The sequence below is a fragment of the Paenarthrobacter sp. C1 genome, assembly GCF_049315185.1.
Lineage (GTDB): Bacteria > Actinomycetota > Actinomycetes > Actinomycetales > Micrococcaceae > Arthrobacter > Arthrobacter nicotinovorans.
This window is the reverse complement of sequence record NZ_CP186052.1, coordinates 1039204-1060673: the sequence shown is the minus strand read 5'-3', so window position 1 is coordinate 1060673 and position 21470 is coordinate 1039204. Positions and strand designations below refer to the sequence as shown.

Genomic DNA, 21470 nt, shown 5'->3' with positions numbered 1-21470 from the left:
CCGGAACCGTTGCAGGCTCCGGGCAGAATTCCATGAAGGGCTGCCTAGTGGCGCTTGGGGGCGGCCTCCGTCGTGGCCTCGGCGACATCCGCTACCTCGGCTTTGACTTCCTCGAGCGCCGCGGAGTGTCCGCCAAGCTGCTCCAGCTCATGGGCCAGTTCAGCCAACTCCGCGCCACCAGCCATCTGGGCTGTCAGTTCATCCAGGGTGATGTCCTTCTTGTCGTAGTAGCCGATCGACTTGCCGCGCTTGAGCAGCAGGAACCGGTCACCGACGGGAAAGGCATGGTGCGGGTTGTGGGTAATGAAGATGACGCCCAGGCCCCGGTCGCGTGCCTGCAGGATGTAGCGAAGTACGACGCCGGATTGCTTGACTCCCAGCGCTGCTGTCGGTTCGTCCAGGATCAGGACTTTGGCGCCGAAGTACACAGCACGGGCAATTGCCACACACTGGCGCTCACCACCGGAAAGCTGGCCGATGGGCTGCTCGACATCGCGCAGGTCGATGCCCATGTCGGCGAGCTCCTTCCTGGTGATGTCCTTCATCTTCTGGACATCCATGCTCTTGAACGGACCGAAACCGCTGGTGAGTTCAGAGCCGAGGAAGAAGTTACGCCAGATGGGCATCAGCGGGACCACGGCGAGGTCCTGGTAGACGGTGGCGATGCCGGCGTCGAGGGCGTCACGGGGTGAGTTGAACTTCCGCTCGTCACCCATCACCTGAAGTGTGCCCTCGTCGTGCTGGTGCAAACCAGCGATGATCTTGATCAGCGTGGACTTGCCGGCGCCGTTGTCGCCCAGGACGCAGGTGACGCGGCCGTTGTCCACGGCCATGGTGACATCGCGCAGGGCGATGATGTTGCCGTAGTGCTTGCCTATGCCATCGAGTGAGAGCAGGTGCACCGGTGTGTGCGTCAAAGGGTCCTTCTCGTCTTTCAGCAGGGTTTGCTGGTCAATCTGTTGTGCGTTCATGGTTCCGGCCCCTTACTTCAGCTCTGCCCGGCGTTTGACGATGAGGTTGACGATGGTTGCCAGCAGGAGCATCAAGCCAAGGAAGAACTTGAACCAGTCCGGATTCCATTGTGCGTACACGATGCCCTTATTGGCCATGCCAAAGATGAAGGCACCGATGGCGCCGCCCACTGCTGAGCCGTAGCCGCCGGTGAGGAGGCAGCCACCAATGACTGCGGCGATGATGTAGAGGAACTCGTTGCCGACACCTTCACCGGACTGCACGGCGTCGAAGGCGAAAAGGTTGTGCATGCCCAGGATCCAGCCGCAGAAACCCACAGCCATGAACAGGCCGATCTTGGTCTTGGTCACAGGGACACCTACGGCCCGGGCAGCATTGGCGTCGCCGCCCACTGCGAAGATCCAGTTGCCGACCTTCGTGCGCAGGAGCACCCAGGATGCGATCAGGACAAGGACGATCCAGAAGAAGACGGTGATCTTCACTTCCACTCCGCCAATGCTGACGGAGGACGCGAAAACCGCACGTGCTGATTCGAAGCCGTCAAGCTTGGAGATGGACGGGGAGGAAACACTGCCGCCGATCAGGCGGGTCAGCGCCAGGTTGAGGCCGGTGAGCATCAGGAACGTGGCCAGGGTGACGATGAAGCTTGGCAGCTTGGTCTTGACCAGGATCCAGCCGTTGATGAATCCGATGCCCAGCGAGACCACCAGGGCCAAGCCCACACCAACCCAGGCGTTCAATGAGAAGTTCCAGCTGAACAGCGAGGCGGTCAGCGCTGACGAGATCACGGCCACGCCGGTGGAAAGGTCGAACTCGCCACCGATCATCAGCAGCGACACGCCCACGGCCATGATGCCGATGGTCGAAGAACCGTAAAGGACGGTGGCGAGGGCGTTCGGTTGGGTGAACGTCTGCGACACCGAGGCGAAGAAGATAAAGAGGACCACGGCACCAACGAGGGCACCAACCTCGGGCCTGGCGAGGAATTTCTGGAAGGGGTTGCGGCGGCCGACCCGTTCATCACCAGGCGATGTCGCCGGCGGCAGGGTTGCTGTGTTTGCCATGGGAGTGACTCCTTGTTGTCCAGGCTGCGCGGCGGTTGCCCGCCGCGCAGCCTGATGCCGGGATCTAGCGGACGCCCTGCTGGGCGAATTTGAGGACGTCGGAAGCGTTGGACTTGTCCACGATGGTTGGTCCGGTCAGGACCGGCTGGCCGCCACCGATCTTGAAGCCGCCGCGCTTTGCCTGCCACAGGGAATCCACGGACATGTAGCCCTGGAGCCACGGCTGCTGGTCAACAGTGAAAATGACTGCTCCGTCAACGATCTTCTGGGCGAGGTCGGCGTTGAGGTCGAAGCTGGCCACCTTGGACGAGCTTCCAGCGTCAGTAACAGACTTGAGCAGGGTCAGCGTGATCGGGGCACCGAGCCCGATGATCACATCCGCGTCCTTGGCCGCCTGGAGTTTGGCAGTGGCCGTGGACTGGACGGCTGTCATGTCCTTGCCGTCAACATAGAGGATCTCCGTTGCGGGAACCTTGGCCTTGACGCCGGCGCAACGGGCTTCCAAACCTACGTGGCCCTGCTGCTGGATGACGCAGACGGGGTGCTTGTAACCTTCGGCTGCGAGCCTGGTGCCGACGGCCTCGCCGGCCAGTTGCTCGTTGGAACCGAAGTGGGTGAAGGCGCCGAGCTGGGCCGAGACGGATTCGCCGGCATTGAGGCTGACCACCGGGATACCCGCATCGGTGGCCTTCTTCAGTACATCCTTCAGGGCGTCCGGGGTCGCCAGCGTCACGGCGATGCCGTCCACCTTCTGGTCAATGGCCTGCTGGACCAGCTGCGCCTGGCGGCCGGCTTCGGGGTCGCTGGTGTACAGCAACTCAACATTGTCCTTCGCCGATGCTTCCTCCGCACCCTTGCGGACGATGTCCCAGAAGGTGTCACCGGCAGCGGCGTGCGTAATCAGGGCAACTTTGATGCGATCAGTGCCGGCCACCTGGCCGGCGGCTGCTCCCCCACCGGAATCTGCCGGCTTGCCACCCTGGCTCGAACAAGCGCTCAGTGCCACCAAGGGAACCACTGCAGCGACGACCGCCGCTTTGCGCCATGAGAATTTTGCCACCGTTATCTCCTTTGATTTCAGGTTGAGGGGTCCGAAGACTCGTATCCGGATCTCCCCACTACACCGATCATGGTGACTCGCCTCACACTTTGTCAATAGTTTGTCCTGACATTAGGATGTTTTTACTTGACCTCCTCGTGTAGACGACAAAGAACGTCCCGCGTGGAGCGATGACCTTGACGGCCATAACCCGGCTGCTATCATCAAAAAAGGCAGTATGTCCTATCAAGAGAACATGACCGGACATACGCTTCCATCCGGCAGAGGAGCCACATCCTGCTTCCCTGGCCGGTCTTCAGCAGGCGTCTAGGAGAATCCAGTGGCGAACCAACTCAGTCTCAGCATCGATCGTTCGTCTCCGGTGCCCCTCTACCACCAAGTGGTCCAGGGCATCGAGGCCGCGATCCACAGCGGCATCCTGGAACCCGGGAGCCGCTTGGACAACGAGATCGACCTCGCGGCACAACTCAACCTGTCCCGGCCCACCATGCGCAAGGCAATGGATGAGCTCGTCCGCGCCGGTCTCCTGGTTCGCAAACGCGGTGTGGGAACACAGGTGGTAGCCAGCCAGGTCCGCCGGCCGCTGGAACTCTCCAGCCTCTACGACGACCTCAGCAACAACGGCAAGAAGCCCACCACCGAAGTCCTGAGCTTCTCCCACGTCGAAGCCGACGCGCTCACGCTCACAGCCCTCCAATTGCCCGCCGGCTCCAAGGTCTACCACTTCACGCGCTTGCGCAAAGTGGGCGGCAAGCCGCTGGCGCTCATGGAGAACTGGGTCCGCGATGACATCACCAGCATGGATGAAGCCCAGCTTTCCAAGGAGGGCCTTTACGCCATCCTCCGCCGTGGTGGCGTCAACTTCAGGCTCGCTTCGCAGCGCATCGGCGCCATGATTGCCAACGACTACCAGGCTCCCCTGCTCGAAGCAGAGGTGGGTTCAGCCCTGGTCACCATGGAACGCACTGCCGTGGACGACACCGGCCGCATGGTGGAAACCGGTCACCACGTCTACCGTGCCGACTCCTACAGCTTTGAAATGACACTCGTACAGCGCTAAAGCAAGGACAGATTACATATGGCCAACTGGGTCTACCCGCTGGGAACAGCCAATGACGGCAAGTGGGACATCTCCCTGGGCACGTCAGATTCCAACCTCGCCGTCGACGGTTGGGCCCACACGGGACTGAAGGCGGCGACGCTCGCCGCCGGGGCCGCCGTCGAACTTCCCGCAGCCGCGGAAGAACGCATAGTGGTGCCGCTGAGCGGCTCGTTCACCGTAACGGTCGACGACGGCGAGTACGTCCTCGCCGGGCGGCAGTCCGTTTTCCACGGGCCCAGCGACGTCCTGTACACGGGCATCGATAAGGCAGTCACCATCAGTTCGAACGACGGCGGCAGGGTCGCCATTGCGACCGCCCCGGCCAAGGCCGCGTACCCGACCCGGTTGATCACCGCAGCCGAGACCCCCGTGGAACTTCGCGGTGCCGGTAACTGCTCGCGGCAGGTGCACAACTTCGGTACGCCCGCCGCACTGGAAGCGGACCGTTTCATCGTCTGCGAAGTCATCACCCCGGCCGGCAACTGGTCGTCCTACCCTCCCCACAAGCACGATGAGGAGAAGGACGGCGAGACCAGCCTTGAAGAGATCTACTACTTCGAGACCCGGGTAGCTGCCGGTTCGCCCGCGCCTGAAGATGCCGACGCGTTCGGCCACGCGCGCGTGTACGCCTCCGACGAGCGCCCCATCGATGTCTCAGCCGAGGTCCGCACTGGCGACGTAGTTCTGGTGCCGTATGGCTGGCACGGACCTGCCATGGCGGCGCCGGGCTACGACCTGTACTACCTCAATGTCATGGCCGGTCCTGGCCGCGTGCGCGACTGGCTCATCAGCGACGACCCCCACCACGGCTGGATCCGCCGGACCTGGGAAGGCCAGGACATCGATCCCAGGCTCCCGTTCACGGCCTAACCGGCTGAGTTTTTGTACAGCTAATGCCCCCAAGACCGCGTCTTGGGGGCATTAGCTGTACGAAAACTCGCGTTACCTGGCCTGGGCGATGTAGTCGTTCATCGTCTTGAGCTGGTAGCGGGACACGTCTTCCGCGTTCTCATCCTCGGCGAAGACCGAAGAAACCATCACGGTGTTCGCCTTGTCCAGGAAGCCGATTTCTTTCAGCCCGCCAAAGAACTCGTCCCAGTTGACGTCCCCGTCGCCGATCTTCAGGTGCTGGTGGACGCGTACGGCGTTGCCGGGCGGGTTGGTGATGTAGCGCAGGCCGTGGGACGCGTGATGGTTCATGGTGTCCGAGACGTGGACCAGCCGCAGCTTGTCCCCGGCCGCCCGCATGATCTCCAAGGGTTGGTTCCCCATGTGGAACGTGTGCGAAGCGACATAGACCATGCCGATATTCGGCGAGTTGACGCCGCGGATCACGCGCAGGGCAGCAAGCCCGTCTTCAACGAAGTCGTCCGGGTGCGGGTCAATCAGCACGTCCAGATCTTCGCGTTCGATGATGGGCAGGAGCTCTTCCATGGAGCGGTAGAACGCCCGCTCCGACTCTTCGGCCTTCTCGGGACGGCCGCTGAACTCCGTGTTCATGGTCTGCACCCCAAGGTCCACGGCAATCTGGATGGCGCGCTTCCAGTAGCGGACCGCGGCTTCCCGCGCATCCTCGTCCGGACCGGACCAGCGCAGGACCGGCAGGACCGAGGCGATCTCGACGCCGGCGTCCTTGCACGCTGCTTTCAGCTTCCCCACCAGCTCGTCGTCTGCCTTGGGGTGGTTGAAGAACGGGATGAGGTCCGCGTGCGGGGTCATCTGCAGGTATTTGTAGCCCAGGTCCGCGGCCACACGCGGGAACTCCAGCAGGCTGTGACTGTGGTGGAACGGTGTGGGATCCAGTGCGATCTTCATGCTCAATCCCCTACTTGTACAGGTCCGGCTTGGTGTTCAGCTGGACTTTGACCTTCTCGCCGGACTTCTGGGCCTCGACGCCTGCCTCGCAGCAAGCCGCGGTGGCGTAACCGTCCCAGGCGGTGGGCCCGCCGATTTCGCCACGAAGGGCGGCGTCCACCCAAGCCTGCACCTCGACGTCGTACGCAGCTCCGAAACGCTCCTCAAAGCCCGGGGTGACGTTGCCGCCCCACTTGCCCGCGGACTGGATGTAGGGGCCGGAGTCCCCGCCGATGCTCACAATGCCGTCCTCGAAGGAAGCCTGCGTAGCCACCTGGTAGCCGAACTTGGCGTTGACGTAGATTTCGACGTCGGCCAGCACACCTGATTCGGTTTCCAGCAACACGTGCTGGGGATCGTGCTGGCCGTTCGGGGCGTCACGCGTCGCCTTGCCCAGGCGGACCTGCACGGAGGTGATTTCCTCACCGGTGAAGTAGCGGATCGCGTCGAATTCGTGGACCACGGAGTCGTTGATCAGCATCTCGTTGGTGAAGCCCTCGGGCGTTGTCGGGTTGCGGTGCTGGTGGTGCAGCATCAACAGCTCCCCCAATTCGCTGTTGCGGATGACCGACCCGAGCGCCGCATACTCGGCGTCGAACCGGCGCATGAAGCCCACCTGGATCCGCTTGTGGCCGAGCGCCTGCTCGGCCTGGACAACCTTCCAGGCGCTGTCGGCGTCAGGGGTCAGCGGCTTCTCGCAAAGAATCGGGAAGTCCTTTTCGAGCGCCTTGTAGAGGATTTCCTCGTGGAGGAATCCCGGGGTGGCAATGAGGACGGCGTTCACGTCACCGTTGTTGAGGGCCTCGTCGGCGCTGGCCAGCGCCACGGCGCCGTCGATGCCTTCAATGGCGGCTTGCGCGCGGGCGAGGTCGACGTCGACGACGGCGGCAACTTCAGCGCCGTGGATGCGGGTGCTGAGGCGCTTGATGTGGTCCGCACCCATGCGGCCCGCACCGATGACGGCAACGCGGAGAGTCTTGGTCACTGTTCTTATCCTTCGTGAGGTTCTTGTGGGGTGCTGTTGGCAGGCGTTACTGGACTGCGTTACTCAACGCGGGTACGGGATCCGCAGGAAAGCAGATAGTTGCGGGTCCGCTTGGCGATGGGCATCGGCACATCGAATGCCACCGGGTACATGTCCTGCTCCACGATGCCGAAAATGGGGCGGTTGAGCGCCTCCACGGCGTCGATGACGGCGCGCAGGTCCGGGAGTCCGTTCGGCGGCTCGGTCATCACGCCGGCAATGTTGGCAGCTGCCCACGTCATGTTCTTCTCGTTGACCTCGGCAAGGACCTCGGGGTTGATCTGCTTGAGGTGCAGGTAGCCGATCCGGTCCGGGTAGTTTTTGATGAGTTCCAGGCTGGAAGCGCCGCAGTATTCTGCGTGGCCCGTGTCCAGGCAAAGGTTCAAGTACCGCGGATCCGTCGCCGCCAGCAGGGTTTCGATGTCCTGCTGCGCACCGACGTGCGAATCGGCGTGCGAGTGGAACTGCTGGTGCAGCCCGAAGTCCTCCAGCAGGACCTTGCCCATGCGGTTGTGGCCTGCGAAGAGGTCCGCCCACTGCTCATCCGTCAAGTTACCGTTTTCCACGGCCTCGCCTGTGACATCGTCCCGCCACATCGCGGGGATGACCACCACGTGTTCACCGCCCATGGCTGCCGTCAGTTCGGCAACCTTGCGCGCCGGTTCCCACGCCTCGTCGTACTGCTTGGCCCCGCGGTGGAAAGCCGTGAAGACCGTTCCCGCAGTGACCTTGAGGTCGCGCTGCTTGAGCTCTTCAGCCAAGCGTGCGGGGTCGTTCGGCAGGTAGCCGTACGGGCCCAGCTCGATCCACTTGTAGCCGGACTCCGCAACCTCGTCCAGGAAGCGTTCCCACGGGGTCTGTTGGGGATCATCCGCGAACCATACGCCCCAGGAGTCGGGGGCGGTGCCGATGATCAGCTTGTTCTCAACATCAGTCATGACAGCGTTGTCTTTCTTCGGGAAGCCGCTAGTTGGAGGGGAAGTTGTACGAGGCGCCGGAGGCATGGGTGGGCTCGGGCCAGCGTGAGGTGATGACCTTGCCCCGGGTGTAGAAGGAGACGCCTTCGGGGCCGTAGATGTGCTTGTCGCCGAAGAGGGAGTTCTTCCAACCACCGAAGGAGTGGTAGGCCACCGGCACGGGCAGGGGAACGTTGATGCCGACCATGCCCACGGTCACGGAGCGCTGGAACTTCCGGGCGTTCGCGCCGGAGGAGGTGAAGATCGCGGTGCCGTTCCCGTACGGGTTGGAGTTGATCAGGGCGATGCCTTCTTCGAGGTCGGCCACGCGGACCACCACCAGGACGGGTCCGAAGATTTCCTCGGTGTAGGCGGTCATTTCGGTCTTGACGTGGTCGATCACGGTGGGGCCCACCCAGAAGCCGTCTTCGTGGCCGGGGACCACCAGGTCACGGCCATCCACCACCATTGCCGCGCCGGCCGTTTCAGCTTCGGTGACGATCTTGACGATGCGTTCCTTGGAAGCCGGGGTGATGACCGGGCCCATTTCAGCGTCGGGTTCGGTGCCGTTCTTGACCTTCACGGCCAGGGCGCGTTCTTCGACCTTCTTCACGATCAGGTCGGCGGCGTCACCGACGGCCACAGCGACGGAGATGGCCATGCAGCGCTCCCCCGCTGAGCCGAAAGCGGCAGCGGCGAGGTGGTCTGCGGCGTTGTCGAGGTCGGCGTCGGGCATTACGATGGCGTGATTCTTCGCCCCGCCCAGGGCCTGGACGCGCTTGCCGTGCTTGGTGGCGGTCTCGTGGACGTACTGGGCGATCGGGGTGGAGCCGACGAAGGAGATGCCGTCCACGTCCGGGTGGGTCAGCAGGCCCTCAACGGTTTCCTTGCCACCATGCAGGACCTGGAACACTCCGTCCGGCAGTCCGGCCTGCTTCCACAGCTTGGCCAGCAGCATCGAGGCGGACGGATCGCGCTCGGAGGGCTTGAGGATGAACGCGTTGCCGGTGGCGATGGCCATCGGAGCCATCCACAACGGAACCATGACCGGGAAGTTGAACGGCGTGATACCGGCTACCACGCCCAGCGGCTCACGGAACGAGAAAACATCGATGCCCGTGGAGACCTGGTCAGAGTAGTCACCCTTGAGCAACTGCGGAATGCCACAAGCGAACTCAATGACCTCCAGGCCACGGCCGATCTCGCCCTTGGCGTCAGAGAGGACCTTGCCGTGCTCGGCGGTGATCAGCTCAGCGAGTTCGTCCACGTGGGCGGCCACGAGCTCACGGAACTTGAACAGCACGGCGGTGCGCTTGGCCAGGGAAATGTCACCCCAGGACTCCGCGGCCTTCTTCGCGGCGGCAACCGCTGTGTTCAGGTCAGCCTCGTTGGCCAGGCGCAGTTCAGCCGTAACCTGGCCGGTGGCCGGGTTGTACACCGGCTGGGTGCGGTCGCCCTCGCCGGTAATTTCAGCGCCGTTGATGAAGTGGTGAATGGTGGTCAGTGTGGTCGTCGTCGACATGTGCGGACTTCCTTTGGTCTGTAGCGTGACGTGTGCGGGAATCAGCCGAGCAGTTTGCGCTGGCGGTTCTTGTGGTCGGTGTACGTCTTGTAAGCCTGCTGGGTGGACTCCAGGTCCGAGACCTGCGAGACGGGGACGTCCCACCAGGATTCGGAGGACGGCGCATCCAGCAGCGGATCGGATTCGACGTGGATCACGATCGGGCCGGTCTCCGGGGCTGCCTTGGCTTCCTTGATGGCTGCGCCCAGGGACTCAATGGCGTTCTCCCCAGGCTCGATCCGGATGACCTTCGCGCCCAGGGATTCGGCGTTGGTGGCGAGGTCGATGGGCAGGTGTTCACCGGCGTCGAAACTGTGCTGTTCTTTGTCCAGGACGCGGTACTGCGTACCGAAGCGCTGCGAGCCGAGGGACTCGGACAGCGAACCGATGGAGGCGTAGCCGTGGTTCTGTATCAGGACCACGATCAGCTTGATGCGTTCGGCGACGGCGGTGACCAGTTCGGTATGCATCATCAGGTAGGAGCCGTCCCCCACCATGACCACCACATCCCTGTCCGGACCACCGGCGGCGGCTTCGGCCAGCGCTGCGCGCTTCACGCCCAGCCCGCCGGGGATTTCGTAGCCCATGCAGGAGTACGCGTATTCCACGTGGTAGCCGAACGGGTCGCGGACACGCCACATCTTGTGCAGGTCACCCGGCAGCGAACCGGCGGCACAGATGACAACGTCCTGGTCATCCATGGCCTTGTTGGTGGCACCGATGATCTCGTTCTGGGCCGGCAGCGGTGTGTAACGGGTCTCGAAAGCCTCGTCCACGATCGCGTTCCAGCGCTTCTTTTCCGCAGCGACCTTCTGTTCGAGGTCAGCACCGACGCGGTACCCGCCCAGGGCCTCGTTCAGCTTCACCAATGCCTTGCGGGCGTCAGCGACGATCGGGAGCGTTGTCCCGTGCTTGTAAGCGTCGATGGGGGCCACGTTGATGTTCACGAACTTCACGTCCGGGTTTTGGAACGCCGTGCGGGACGCGGTGGTGAAGTCCTCGTAGCGCGTGCCGATACCGATGATGAGGTCCGCTTCGGCGGCGATGGCGTTGGCCGCCGTCGTGCCGGTTGAACCGATGGCACCGAGGGAGAACTTGTGGTCCCACGGCAGGACGCCCACGCCGGCCTGGGTGTTGCCTACCGGAATGCCGGTCAGTTCAGCGAACTTGGCGAGTTCATCGTTGGCGTAGGCGTAGAGGACTCCACCACCGGCGATGATCAGCGGGCGCTTGGCCGCACGGATGGCCTCCACGGCGCGGCGGATGTCGTCATCCTCGGCCTCGGGGCGGCGGATCCGCCATTCACGTTCGGCCAGGAACTCTTCCGGGACGTCGAAAGCCTCGGCCTGGACATCCTGCGGCAGCGAAATGGTGACGGCACCAGTCTCCGCCGGATCCGTCAGGACACGCAGCCCGTGGTGGAACGCGGAGAACAACTGTTCCGGACGCGAAACCCGGTCGAAGAACTTGGACAACGGACGGAAGGCATCGTTGACCGTGATGTCGTAAGCGTACGGGAGCTCCAACTGCTGCAGCACAGGGTCCGCCGCGCGGGTGGCGAAGGTGTCACTCGGCAGCAGCAGCACGGGAAGGCGGTTGGTGGTGGCCAAGGCGGCACCTGTCAGCAGGTTCGAGGAACCCGGGCCGATGGAGGTGCTGATCGCGAACGACTGGCGGCGGCGCGTGTGCCGTGCGAAACCTACCGCCTGATGGGCCTGGGCCTGCTCGTTGCGGCCCTGGTAGTACGGCATGATGGTGGGGTCCGCGGCCTGGTACTGCTTCAAGGCCTGTCCCACACCAGCAACATTGCCGTGTCCGAAGATACCGAACGTACCCGGAATCAGGCGCTCACGATACTCCACTCCGTTAATGGAATCCACGGTGTACTGCTTGGAAAGGAACTCGACCACGGCCTGCGCCACGGTCATCCGACGGGTTGCTGTTCCCATGGGTCTTCTACTCCGATACTTTCACTGGAATACGGGCATCAGCGCCATTCTTCGCCGCGACGGCGGGCACGGACGCAGTGTTGTTCAGCAGCGAGGCGGCCGTTGCTACGGCACCTGCGACGTCGCCGTCGTGCGGGTACAGCAGGGTGCGCCCGACCGTCAGGCCACGCACGCCCGGAAGTGCCAATGCCGCTTGCCAGCTGGCGAACACCTCGTCCTGGGTACCGTCCGGGTCGCCGCCCAAGAGTACGGTCGGCAGGGTGGTGGAGGCCATGACGCGTTCCATTTCGGCCACCACCGGCAGCTTCATCCAGGTGTAGGCACTGGTAGAACCGAGGCCCTCGGCAATTCCCACGGACTTGATCACAGCATCCGCGCGGAGGTCGTTGCGGACTTTGCCGTGGGCGTCACGCACGGACAGGAACGGCTCCACCATGGCGATCAGCTTGCGTGCTGCCAGGGAATCAATGGCTTTGGCAGTGGCTTCGAGGGTGGCCACCGTGTCCGGGTCGCCCAGGCAGATACGGGTCAGCATCTTGCCGCCATCGGCGCCGAGTGCTTCAAGGGCCTCTGCCGTGTGTCCGGTGAAACGGTCGTCGAACTCGTTGACCAGACCGGCCAGGCCGCCACGGTTCATGGAACCAAAAATGAGTTTGCCATCCAACGCGCCCAGGAGCAGGAGGTCGTCCATGATGTCCGGCGAGGCGAGGATGCCGTCCACGGCGGGGTTGGCCAACGCAATCTGGAGGCGGTCCAGGAGGTCGCGGCGGTCGGCCATCGCCATGGGCTCGGAGCCGACGGCCAGGGCACCACGGGCCGGGTGGTCAGCCGCGACGATGAAGTTCTGCTTGCCGTGCTTCAGTCCAGGGTGCCTGCGGCGCGTGGCTGCCGCGCGGGCAACAGCTTCCGGGTCTTCAAGCCTGATCCGGCTCAGGTGCTCATAACGGCGGGGGTCATCGTTGAGGCTCAACGCACTGCTCCTTCTGCGAGGGTCGAGGAGGCTGCAAGTGAGGCACCGGGAATGGGCCGGCCACGTTCGGCGAGCAGCGAGGTGACCTCGTCCGGCGTCGGCATCGCATCCGCGCACGACACCCGGGAGGCGACAATCGCGCCCGAAGCGTTGGAGTAGTCGAGGACTTCCGACAGCGGCCAGCCGGACAGCAGTCCGTGACAGAAAGCGCCGCCGAAGGAGTCGCCGGCGCCCAGGCCGTTGACGGTTTCCACCGGGACAGGCGCCGAGACCACGCGTTCCGTGCGGGTCTTGGCCATCACGCCTTCAGCGCCAAGCTTCACGACGGCGATTTCGACGCCGGCGGCCAGCAAGCGGTCTGCCTGCTCATCAGGCGTTCCCTCACCCACGGCGACGGCGCATTCCTTATCGTTGCCGATCGCGACAGTGACGTGCGGGAGGATCTTGGCGACCTCGGTGCGGGCTTCTTCTTCGGACGACCAGAACATGGGGCGGTAATCCAGGTCCAAGATGGTGAACTGGCCCGGCTTCAAGCCGGTCCGGGGACGGGCCTGGTGTGCGGCGATGTGTGCGCTGCGGCTGGGCTCCTGGCACAGGCCGGTGACGGTGGACCAGAAGATTCCTGCTTCGCGGACGGCTTCCAGATCAAGCTCTTCGGCTTTGATCTGCAGGTCAGGCGCAGTGGGGAAGCGGCCGTAGAAGTACAGCGGGAACTCGTCCGTTGCGGGCTTGATCGCGCAGAACGTCACTGCCGTGGGGTATTCCGCAACCGGCGACACGAACGAATCGTCAACGTTGAACTTGTGAAGTTCGCGGTGCAGGTACTTCCCGAAGGCGTCATCGCCGGTGCGGGTGATGACACCGGTGCGGCGGCCATGGCGGGCTGCCGCAACAGCCACGTTGGAGGGCGAGCCTCCGAGGTACTTACCGAAGGACGTCACGTCCTCCAGGTCCACTCCGATGTCATTCGGGTAGATATCAACGCTGATGCGCCCGATCGTGAGTAGTTCGTGGGTCACGGTAATCGTTGACCTTTCTCTTGTGAACTCTGAACCTTTGAGCGCTGGGCCCCAATGCCTTGCCACCCCTCAGTGAGCGGGGCCACATAACTACTTTGCACCAGATTTCATGTCCTGTCAAAGGTTTGTACTGACATATTTACAACATGACACGGGCGGCTTTTACTTGCTCGGAACAGCCAGTTCCCCACTGACATATTGGCTGCGCCCAAAGCCAAAGGACCAGTCCCCCGGCGAGTTCTCCACGTAGCCAACAAAGACATCCTCGCCCGCAACGCCCACACCGGCCAGGCCAGTCGCGATGGCCTCAAAGAGGGAGCTCTTGGCCTCCTGGCTGCGTCCACCCTGGGTGAAGATCTGGATCATGACCACACTGTCGGTGCGCTCGAAACCGAGGCCTGCGTCCTGGGCGACGATTTGACCCTGCGCATGTTCCGTAAGGATGTGGAAGTAGTCCCGCTCGGGGATTCCATACTCGGCAAGGATGGCGTCGTGGATGGCGCGGCTGAGGGCAGCCAGCTCCGCGGGCGAGCGACCTTGGTTTACATCGATTCGAACAAGCGGCATTGCGATCCTCCTGGAGTAGTTTGTCCTGACATACTAACAAGCATTTGTATCTGGAGTACAGCAAAGGCCCGCCCGGGACATTCCGGACGGGCCTTTTCTTGAGCGTTGCGAGGCCCACTCTGCGCCCCAAAACACGCGAATACCCCGCAAAGCGCGCCCCACAACGAACGCTTAAAGTACGACGGCGGCCCGGCACCTTCCGCGAGGAAGGGCACCGGGCCGCCGTCGTAAATGACACCCAAACTCCTGAGCGACACCCAACCCGACCCAGGACACCCACATCCGGGCGTCGCCAGCGAACATGCGCGTCACTCGTCCCCGCGCTACGCCACCCAAACACGCGAATACCCCGCACAGCAGGCCCCACAACGGGGAACCTCACGTTGCGAGGCCCACTCTGCGCCCCAAAACACGCGAACACCCCGCACAGCGGGCCCCACAACGAACACTTAAAGTACGACGGCGGCCCGGCACCTTCCGCGGGGAAGGGAGCCGGGCCGCCGTCGTAAATGACACCCAAACTCCTGAGCGACACCCAACCCGACCCAGGACACCCACATCCGGGCGTCGCCAGCAAACATGCGCGTCCCCAGCGAACATGGGCGTCACTCGTCCCCCGCTACGCCACCCAAACACGCGAATTCCCCGCACAGCGGGCCCCACAACGGGGAACCTCACGTTGCGAGGCCCACTCTGCGCCCCAAAACACGCGAATACCCCGCACAGCGGGCCCCACAACGGGGAACCTCACGTTGCGAGGCCCACTCTGCGCCCCAAAACACGCGAATACCCCGCAAAGCAGGCCCCACAACGAGGAACCTCACGTTGCGAGGCCCGCTCTGCGCCCCAAAACACGCGAATACCCCGCACAGCGGGCCCCACAACGAACGCTTAAAGTACGACGGCGGCCCGGCACCTTCCATGGGAAGGCACCGGGCCGCCGTCGTCAGTCTTACTGCGGAACCTAGAGCGTTGCGTAAACTTCGCGCAGCAGCTTGGCGGTCTCGGACGGCGTCTTGCCGACCTTCACGCCTGCAGCTTCGAGGGCTTCCTTCTTGGCCTGTGCGGTACCAGCGGAACCGGAGACGATGGCGCCGGCGTGGCCCATGGTCTTGCCTTCGGGAGCGGTGAAGCCAGCCACGTAGCCAACAACAGGCTTGGTGACGTTGGCCTTGATGAAGTCGGCTGCGCGCTCTTCAGCGTCGCCACCGATTTCGCCGATCATGACGATTGCCTTGGTCTCGGGGTCAGCTTCGAACGCGGCCAGGGCGTCGATGTGCGTGGTGCCGATGATGGGGTCGCCACCGATGCCGATCGCGGTGGAGAAGCCGAGGTCACGGAGTTCGTACATCATCTGGTAGGTCAAGGTACCGGACTTGGACACGAGGCCGATGGGGCCCTTGCCCGTGATGTTCGCAGGGGTGATGCCAACCAGGGCCTCGCCCGGGGTGATGATGCCGGGGCAGTTCGGTCCGATGATGCGCGTGACCTGCTTGCCGTCGGCGTCCACCTTGGACTGGGCCAGTGCCCAGAACTCTGCGGAGTCCTGAACCGGAACACCTTCGGTGATGACAACCACGAGGCCGATGCCGGCTTCGATGGCTTCAACCACGGCGTCCTTGGTGAATGCCGGCGGAACGAAGACGATGGAGACGTCAGCGCCGGTTTCAGCCATGGCTTCCTTGACGGTGCCGAAGACCGTGATTTCCTTGTCGCCGTGCAGGACCGTGGTGCCGGCCTTGCGGGCATTGACGCCACCAACAATGTTGGTGCCGGCCTTGAGCATCAGGGCGGTGTGCTTGGTGCCCTCGCCGCCGGTGATGCCCTGAACGATGACCTTGGAGTCCTTGTTGAGGTAGATAGACATTGTCGCGTCCCTTTACTTAGCTGCGTTGGCGAGCTCGGCGGCCTTGTCGGCGCCCTCGTCCATGGTGGCGGCCAGGGTTACCAGCGGGTGGTTGGCCTCGGTCAGGATGCGGCGGCCTTCCTCAACGTTGTTGCCGTCGAGGCGAACAACCAGCGGCTTGTTCGCGGAAGAACCGAGCTCGGCCAGTGCACCCACGATGCCCTTGGCAACAGCGTCACACGCGGTGATGCCACCGAAGACGTTCACGAACACGCTCTTGACCTGGGAGTCGCCCAGGATAACGTCCAGGCCGTTGGCCATGACCTCGGCGGAAGCTCCACCACCGATGTCCAGGAAGTTGGCGGGCTTGACGTTGCCGTGGTTCTCGCCGGCGTAAGCAACGACGTCGAGGGTGGACATCACAAGACCGGCGCCGTTGCCGATGATGCCTACTTCGCCGTCCAGCTTGACGTAGTTGAGGTCCTGCGCCTTGGCCTTGGCCTCGAGCGGGTCAGCTGCGTCCTTGTCTTCCAGCGTTGCGTGGTGCACGTGGCGGAAGTCGGCGTTCTCGTCCAGGGAGACCTTGCCGTCGAGGGCAACGATGTCGCCTGCTCCGGTGCGGACCAGCGGGTTGACCTCAACCAGGGTTGCGTCTTCCTTCTTGAAGACATCCCAGAGCTTCAGAATGACGTCGGCGACCTTGCCGCGCAGTTCTTCAGCGAAGCCTGCAGCTGCGACGATCTCGTCAGCCTTGGCCTGGTCGATGCCCACAGCCGGGTCGATGGCGATCTTGGCCAAGGCCTCGGGACGCTCGACAGCCAGCTGCTCGATTTCCATGCCGCCTTCAACCGAGCACATGGCCAGGTAATTGCGGTTGGCACGGTCCAGGAGGACCGAGAAGTAGAATTCCTCGGCGATGTCAGCACCCTGGGCGATCATCACCTTGTTGACGGTGTGGCCCTTGATGTCCATGCCCAGGATATTGGTGGCGTGCTCAAGTGCCTCGTCGGCAGACTTGGCAACCTTGACGCCGCCGGCCTTGCCGCGGCCACCAACCTTAACCTGTGCCTTGACGACTGTTACGCCGCCGATCTTCTCGGCAGCTGCCTTCGCTTCTTCAGGAGTGTGCGCCACGATGCCGGCGAGCACGGGTACACCGTGCGCTTCGAACATATCGCGCGCCTGATATTCAAACAGGTCCACGGTTTAGTGTCCTTCTACGTCGAAGTAGTTTTCTGTTCAGCCGGGAACCGCGATGACCGCGATAGCCAGCTGCGGAGAGTACGCGGTAACAACCAGGATTGAAGCCGGTCACATTGCGTAAGGTCCTCTCGGAACTTTAGCCCTTTGAGGAGTCCCGCCAGCTACACAGTACCCGTTAAGTGAGTAACCTTACACTTCTATCGTATGTAGAAAAACCGCATAATCACGCGGATTTTGGGTTCTTCCGGATCCGTGCAAAGCCCATCAGAAGCCTTCCTTCAGGCTCCCGCGGACCGTCTTGCCGCCGTCGGAAACCAACTGGTAACCCTCACGGCTGACGAAGAACGCCACGCCCCCGGAGACGTTTCCGCAGGCTACTCCCCCGTTGTAGGCAGAACACCGCAGGCCGTTGCGTTCGATGTTCTGGCCGTCGGCCAGCTCGCGAAGCTTGGAGATGGGACCGTTGCGGCTGCCCTTGGGTCCGAACTCCGACTCCATTTGTGTTACGCCGGAACGACACGAGCCGTAGACGGCCTTGTCCGGAGTGAGGAGCGCTGTTCCGCCAAGGTAGCCCAGCCCGGTGCCTGCGCAATCGTCCGCCATGTCGTCAAGCTCAGCCTTGGCGTACGCGGCAAGTTCGCAGTGCACCACCGGCACTACCGCGAATTTGTTGTTGGCTGCGTCCGAGTAGCTGTTGGCCTCGTACGGGAGGTTGAGGTGGCCGCCCCTTGAGGAGGTCATGGCGCACACGATGTTCCGGTCCCCGGTGACGAAAGCTGTCACGTCCTCGCCCGCAGCCAGAGTGGTCTGCTCAGAGACAGGTACCTGCTGCAGTTGCTCCAGCGGCGGCAAAGGGGCAGGCGGAACGTAGTCCGGGTCCTTGGTGGCGAAGGAGCAACCCGACACCAACACCAGGAGCAAAGCGGCCAGAATCCCCCACACTGTGCGTCGCATGGCACCAATTATGCCGTGCGGCCTCATGCATCAAGCTTGGTCAGCGGCGCATAACGCAACAACAGTCGCTTCTCGCCGACGTCGAACTTCACCTTCGCGACCGTCTTATCGCCCGCACCTTCGACGCCGAGCACCACGCCGTTGCCGAAACTCGTGTGGTTGACCTTGTCCCCCACCACTACGGAAATGACTTCCTTCTGTGGCTGCACCCTGTTGCGTGCGACGGCGGCAGGAACGTCGGCGTCGAACCCGGCGGTTGGGCTCGCGGCCACACCGCGGGAGGTACCCGCGCCCCAGAACGAACCACCGTAACGGTTGGAACCTATGGGAGCACTCCCCCATCCGCCCGCCTGCCGGCTCATGCCTTCGCGCTTCCACTCCACGAGTTCGGACGGAATCTCTTCGAGGAACTGGCTGGCCGGGTTGTACTGGCTTTGGCCCCACATGCTGCGGACCTCCGAGCGGGTGACGTAGAGCCGCTGGCGTGCCCGGGTCAGCCCCACGTAGGCCAGCCGGCGCTCTTCTGCCAGTTCCTTGGGGTCCGTGGCCGAGCGTTGGTGCGGGAAAATCCCGTGCTCCATGCCGGTCAGGAAGACCACAGGGAACTCAAGGCCCTTTGCTGTGTGCAGAGTCATCAGCGTGACAACTCCCATGCGCTTGGCTTCTGCCACCGCAGCATCGATGTCCGCGCCGGGAGCGTCCGGAATCTGGTCGGCATCAGCCACCAGGGACACCTGTTCCAGGAACTCGCCCAGTGAACCCTCCGGGTTGTCCCTTTCGTACTCACGGACGACGGCTACAAGTTCGGCAAGGTTCTCTACCCGCGATTCGTCCTGCGGGTCGGAACTGGCGCGCAGTCCGGCGAGGTAGCCGGTCTGTTCCAGGACTGCCTCGAGGGCTGCAGCCGCGCCGGATCCGGAGGCGACTTCCGCGAGGTCGTCCAGGAGCTTCACGAAGCCGAGGACAGCGTTGACCGAACGCGTGGCCATGCCCGGCGCCTGGTCCGCCCGACGCGCCGCAGCCATGAAGGATGTCCGCTCGCGCTCGGCAAGGGCGGCGACGGCCCCCTCGGCACGGTCGCCGATCCCTCGTTTGGGTTCGTTGAGTACGCGGCGGAGGTTGACGTCGTCGTCCGGGTTCACCAGGACGCGCAGGTACGCCAGGGCGTCCTTGATTTCCTTGCGCTCGTAGAAGCGGGTGCCGCCAACAACCTTGTACGGCAGGCCCACGCGGACCAGGACGTCTTCAATGGAGCGCGACTGTGCGTTGGTCCGGTAGAAGATGGCAACGTCTCCGGGACGCAGGCCTTCCTCGTCCTGCAGGCGGTCGATTTCCTTGGCAATGAACTGGGCTTCGTCGTGCTCGTTCTCGCCCACGTAACCGATGATCTTCTCGCCATCGCCTTCGGCCGTCCACAACCGCTTTTCCTGGCGGTTGGGGTTGCGGGAGATGACGGAGTTTGCTGCGCTGAGGATGTTCTGCGTGGAACGGTAGTTCTGCTCCAGCTTGATGGTGCGCGCGTTCGGATAGTCGGCTTCGAACTCCACGATGTTGCGGATGTCCGCACCGCGGAAGGCGTAGATGGACTGGTCCGAATCACCCACCACGGTCAGTTCGCTGGGTTGGACCTCCGTGTCAGTGCCCAGGCCCACGATCTCCCTGACCAGCGCGTACTGTGCATGGTTGGTGTCCTGGTACTCGTCCACCAGGACGTGCCGGAAGCGCCGCCGGTAGGACTCCGCGAGCGCAGGGAAAGCCCGGAACATGTAGACGGTCTCTGCGATGAGGTCGTCGAAATCCATGGCGTTGGCCTGGCGCAGGCGTTGCGTATAGCCCTTGAAGACATCAGCGACGGCGGTTTCGAAGGGGTCGTTGTGATTCGCCGCGGAGGAGTAGGAGTCGGCGTCGATGAGCTCGTTCTTGAGGGCCGAGATCTTGTGCTGGATGGCCTTGGGCGCGAACTTCTTGGGATCGAGGTCCAGGTTCTTGGCCACCAGGGTGATGAGGCGCAGCGAGTCGGCGGAGTCGTAGATGGAGAAGTTCGAGTTCAGGCCCACGTTGGCGGCCTCGCGCCGCAGGATACGGACACAGGAGGAGTGGAAGGTGGAGATCCACATGCCCTTGGCCCGCGCCCCCACCAACGCTTCAATGCGCTCCCGCATCTCGGCTGCTGCCTTGTTGGTGAAGGTAATGGCCAGGATTTCGCCGTGATGTGCCCGTTTGGTGGCGATGAGGTAGGCGATGCGGTTACTGAGCACGCGCGTTTTGCCCGAACCTGCGCCTGCAACGATGAGCAGCGGACTTCCGGCGTGCTTGACTGCCTCTTCCTGCTGCGGGTTGAGCCCTTGGAGCAGGGCATCGGCAGAGGGGAGCCCGGACGTGCCCGGGTTGCCCCATCCCCCTGAGGCAGGAGCGTCCGACTGGCCGCCGCCGCCCTCCTGAAGACGGGGACCCGGCGCACCACCACCTGGGCGTGATAGCTCCGGGGCAGCCTTGACTGCGGCTTTGGTGCCTGCTTTGAAGGGTCCGTCTGCGTAGGGGTCAAACAACATATCCATGGTGCCTACCAGTCTAGGCGGTGCCCCCGACACTATAGGGCGGTACGTCCACGGCCCCGGGGCCAACCACCGGAATCTACTGCCGCGGGTCCTCCAGCAGCCATCCGCCGGCAGTGAGCCGCTCCCGGAGTCCCAGCCTCGTCAGGGGCTCGGGACCGTCCTGGAACTTCCGGCGCACTGACGCCAGGTGTTTCTTCACACCATCCACGGAGATACCCAGCAGCTGGGCTGTCTCCGCCATGGTCCCGGCCTCTCCTCCGAGGTAGACGGAGACCACTTGGTGCTCCCTGGCGGACAATTGCGGTTCCCCCCGGCCGGCATCCATGGCTGCGGCCACTTCAGGGGTGATGTGTTGCAGTCCTTGCGCTGCGCGCCGGAGCGCGGTTTCCACCACACTCGCGGAGGCTGTCTTGGGGATGTAGGCCATGGCGCCGGCCGCCATGGCCTGGCGCATTACGGCAGGGTCAAGGACTGAACTGCACACCACAACCTGCGGGCCGGAGGAAAGGATGGCCTGGATCTTGGCGCGCAGCGGGACCTGGTCACCCAGGAGAACGTCCAGGATAACGACGTCGGACAGGGCACCCAGGCTTGCTGCGGCTTCGGCCCAGGAGGCGAACCGGCCAACCACACGGATGCCCGTGGTGTTGTCCTGGAGCCACTGGGAAAGCCCTTCGAGCAGGACGGCGTGGTCCTCCACGATGTCCACTTCGATCGTGGGTTGGGACACCGGGTATCGCACTTAAATCGGTCCTCCCCGTATATGATGCTGGCTAAGTGGTCATCATATTCCGATGACGGGTTTTGGGGA

The 21470-nt window shown here is 63.4% G+C and carries 18 protein-coding genes; 2 read left to right on the top strand and 16 right to left on the bottom strand.

Going from position 1 to position 21470, the window contains the following annotated elements:
* Window positions 1-44: 44 nt before the first annotated feature.
* The 3 genes from ACNAOU_RS05125 to ACNAOU_RS05115 all read right to left on the bottom strand — a co-directional run bounded on the left by ACNAOU_RS05125 (window position 45) and on the right by ACNAOU_RS05115 (window position 3096).
* Window positions 45-971, bottom strand: coding sequence for an ATP-binding cassette domain-containing protein (locus ACNAOU_RS05125; protein ID WP_018779627.1), 927 nt, complete (start codon window positions 969-971; stop codon window positions 45-47).
* Window positions 972-983: 12 nt separating this feature from the next.
* Window positions 984-2036, bottom strand: a complete 1053-nt coding sequence (locus tag ACNAOU_RS05120) for an ABC transporter permease (RefSeq protein WP_018779626.1) — start codon at window positions 2034-2036, stop codon at window positions 984-986.
* A gap of 64 nt (window positions 2037-2100) precedes the next feature.
* Window positions 2101-3096 (bottom strand): substrate-binding domain-containing protein, encoded by a 996-nt coding sequence (locus ACNAOU_RS05115; protein ID WP_018779625.1) that lies wholly within the window; start codon window positions 3094-3096, stop codon window positions 2101-2103.
* Between the two features lie 319 nt (window positions 3097-3415).
* Here ACNAOU_RS05115 and ACNAOU_RS05110 point away from each other — a divergent pair, with 319 nt between their 5' ends.
* Entirely contained in the window at window positions 3416-4156 is a 741-nt protein-coding gene (locus ACNAOU_RS05110) for a GntR family transcriptional regulator (RefSeq protein WP_018779623.1), read from the top strand.
* 18 nt (window positions 4157-4174) lie between these two features.
* The gene (iolB, locus tag ACNAOU_RS05105) at window positions 4175-5068 is read left to right on the top strand and encodes a 5-deoxy-glucuronate isomerase (RefSeq protein WP_422758170.1); all 894 of its coding nucleotides are present in this window, start codon (window positions 4175-4177) and stop codon (window positions 5066-5068) included.
* A gap of 72 nt (window positions 5069-5140) precedes the next feature.
* On the opposite strand, the gene ACNAOU_RS05100 is transcribed toward iolB, so the two are convergent.
* The 13 genes from ACNAOU_RS05100 to ACNAOU_RS05040 all read right to left on the bottom strand — a co-directional run bounded on the left by ACNAOU_RS05100 (window position 5141) and on the right by ACNAOU_RS05040 (window position 21389).
* Complete coding sequence (locus tag ACNAOU_RS05100) at window positions 5141-6013, bottom strand: sugar phosphate isomerase/epimerase family protein (RefSeq protein WP_416430144.1); 873 nt, start codon at window positions 6011-6013, stop codon at window positions 5141-5143.
* 10 nt (window positions 6014-6023) lie between these two features.
* Window positions 6024-7037: a Gfo/Idh/MocA family protein gene (locus ACNAOU_RS05095; protein WP_422758169.1), complete on the bottom strand. Its 1014-nt coding sequence runs from the start codon at window positions 7035-7037 to the stop codon at window positions 6024-6026.
* A 59-nt stretch (window positions 7038-7096) separates the two neighbouring features.
* The gene (locus tag ACNAOU_RS05090; RefSeq protein WP_039240059.1) at window positions 7097-8014 is read right to left on the bottom strand and encodes a sugar phosphate isomerase/epimerase family protein; all 918 of its coding nucleotides are present in this window, start codon (window positions 8012-8014) and stop codon (window positions 7097-7099) included.
* A 28-nt stretch (window positions 8015-8042) separates the two neighbouring features.
* Window positions 8043-9554 carry a CoA-acylating methylmalonate-semialdehyde dehydrogenase gene (locus ACNAOU_RS05085; RefSeq protein ID WP_422758168.1) on the bottom strand — a complete coding sequence of 504 codons (1512 nt, stop codon included), beginning with the start codon at window positions 9552-9554 and terminating at the stop codon, window positions 8043-8045.
* A 41-nt stretch (window positions 9555-9595) separates the two neighbouring features.
* A complete protein-coding gene (gene iolD / locus ACNAOU_RS05080) occupies window positions 9596-11542 on the bottom strand; it encodes a 3D-(3,5/4)-trihydroxycyclohexane-1,2-dione acylhydrolase (decyclizing) (RefSeq protein WP_422758167.1) in 1947 nt (648 codons plus the stop codon).
* Between the two features lie 7 nt (window positions 11543-11549).
* The gene (locus ACNAOU_RS05075) at window positions 11550-12512 is read right to left on the bottom strand and encodes a Cgl0159 family (beta/alpha)8-fold protein (protein WP_018779616.1); all 963 of its coding nucleotides are present in this window, start codon (window positions 12510-12512) and stop codon (window positions 11550-11552) included.
* On the bottom strand, window positions 12509-13531 hold the full coding sequence (iolC, locus tag ACNAOU_RS05070) for a 5-dehydro-2-deoxygluconokinase (RefSeq protein WP_422758166.1): 1023 nt from the start codon (window positions 13529-13531) through the stop codon (window positions 12509-12511). The genes ACNAOU_RS05075 and iolC overlap by 4 nt, the downstream gene beginning before the upstream one ends.
* Before the next feature lie 162 nt (window positions 13532-13693).
* Window positions 13694-14098, bottom strand: a complete 405-nt coding sequence (locus tag ACNAOU_RS05065) for a tautomerase family protein (RefSeq protein WP_079581222.1) — start codon at window positions 14096-14098, stop codon at window positions 13694-13696.
* Window positions 14099-15062: 964 nt separating this feature from the next.
* Window positions 15063-15965, bottom strand: coding sequence for a succinate--CoA ligase subunit alpha (sucD, locus tag ACNAOU_RS05060; RefSeq protein ID WP_018779613.1), 903 nt, complete (start codon window positions 15963-15965; stop codon window positions 15063-15065).
* A gap of 12 nt (window positions 15966-15977) precedes the next feature.
* Window positions 15978-17147: an ADP-forming succinate--CoA ligase subunit beta gene (sucC, locus tag ACNAOU_RS05055; protein WP_039240049.1), complete on the bottom strand. Its 1170-nt coding sequence runs from the start codon at window positions 17145-17147 to the stop codon at window positions 15978-15980.
* 264 nt (window positions 17148-17411) lie between these two features.
* Window positions 17412-18101: a hypothetical protein gene (locus ACNAOU_RS05050; RefSeq protein WP_018779611.1), complete on the bottom strand. Its 690-nt coding sequence runs from the start codon at window positions 18099-18101 to the stop codon at window positions 17412-17414.
* Between the two features lie 23 nt (window positions 18102-18124).
* Window positions 18125-20659: a DNA helicase PcrA gene (gene pcrA, locus ACNAOU_RS05045; RefSeq protein WP_055973474.1), complete on the bottom strand. Its 2535-nt coding sequence runs from the start codon at window positions 20657-20659 to the stop codon at window positions 18125-18127.
* A gap of 76 nt (window positions 20660-20735) precedes the next feature.
* Window positions 20736-21389, bottom strand: coding sequence for a response regulator transcription factor (locus tag ACNAOU_RS05040; RefSeq protein WP_018779609.1), 654 nt, complete (start codon window positions 21387-21389; stop codon window positions 20736-20738).
* Window positions 21390-21470 lie beyond the last annotated feature (81 nt).

Coding starts and splice junctions, on each gene's coding strand:
- ACNAOU_RS05050 (WP_018779611.1), bottom strand. CDS start 18,101: ATGCGACGCACAGTGTGGGGGATTCTGGCCGCTTTGCTCCTGGTGTTG.
- ACNAOU_RS05120 (WP_018779626.1), bottom strand. CDS start 2,036: ATGGCAAACACAGCAACCCTGCCGCCGGCGACATCGCCTGGTGATGAA.
- iolB (WP_422758170.1), top strand. CDS start 4,175: ATGGCCAACTGGGTCTACCCGCTGGGAACAGCCAATGACGGCAAGTGG.
- iolD (WP_422758167.1), bottom strand. CDS start 11,542: ATGGGAACAGCAACCCGTCGGATGACCGTGGCGCAGGCCGTGGTCGAG.
- sucD (WP_018779613.1), bottom strand. CDS start 15,965: ATGTCTATCTACCTCAACAAGGACTCCAAGGTCATCGTTCAGGGCATC.
- ACNAOU_RS05085 (WP_422758168.1), bottom strand. CDS start 9,554: ATGTCGACGACGACCACACTGACCACCATTCACCACTTCATCAACGGC.
- ACNAOU_RS05100 (WP_416430144.1), bottom strand. CDS start 6,013: ATGAAGATCGCACTGGATCCCACACCGTTCCACCACAGTCACAGCCTG.
- ACNAOU_RS05125 (WP_018779627.1), bottom strand. CDS start 971: ATGAACGCACAACAGATTGACCAGCAAACCCTGCTGAAAGACGAGAAG.
- ACNAOU_RS05090 (WP_039240059.1), bottom strand. CDS start 8,014: ATGACTGATGTTGAGAACAAGCTGATCATCGGCACCGCCCCCGACTCC.
- pcrA (WP_055973474.1), bottom strand. CDS start 20,659: ATGGATATGTTGTTTGACCCCTACGCAGACGGACCCTTCAAAGCAGGC.
- ACNAOU_RS05065 (WP_079581222.1), bottom strand. CDS start 14,098: ATGCCGCTTGTTCGAATCGATGTAAACCAAGGTCGCTCGCCCGCGGAG.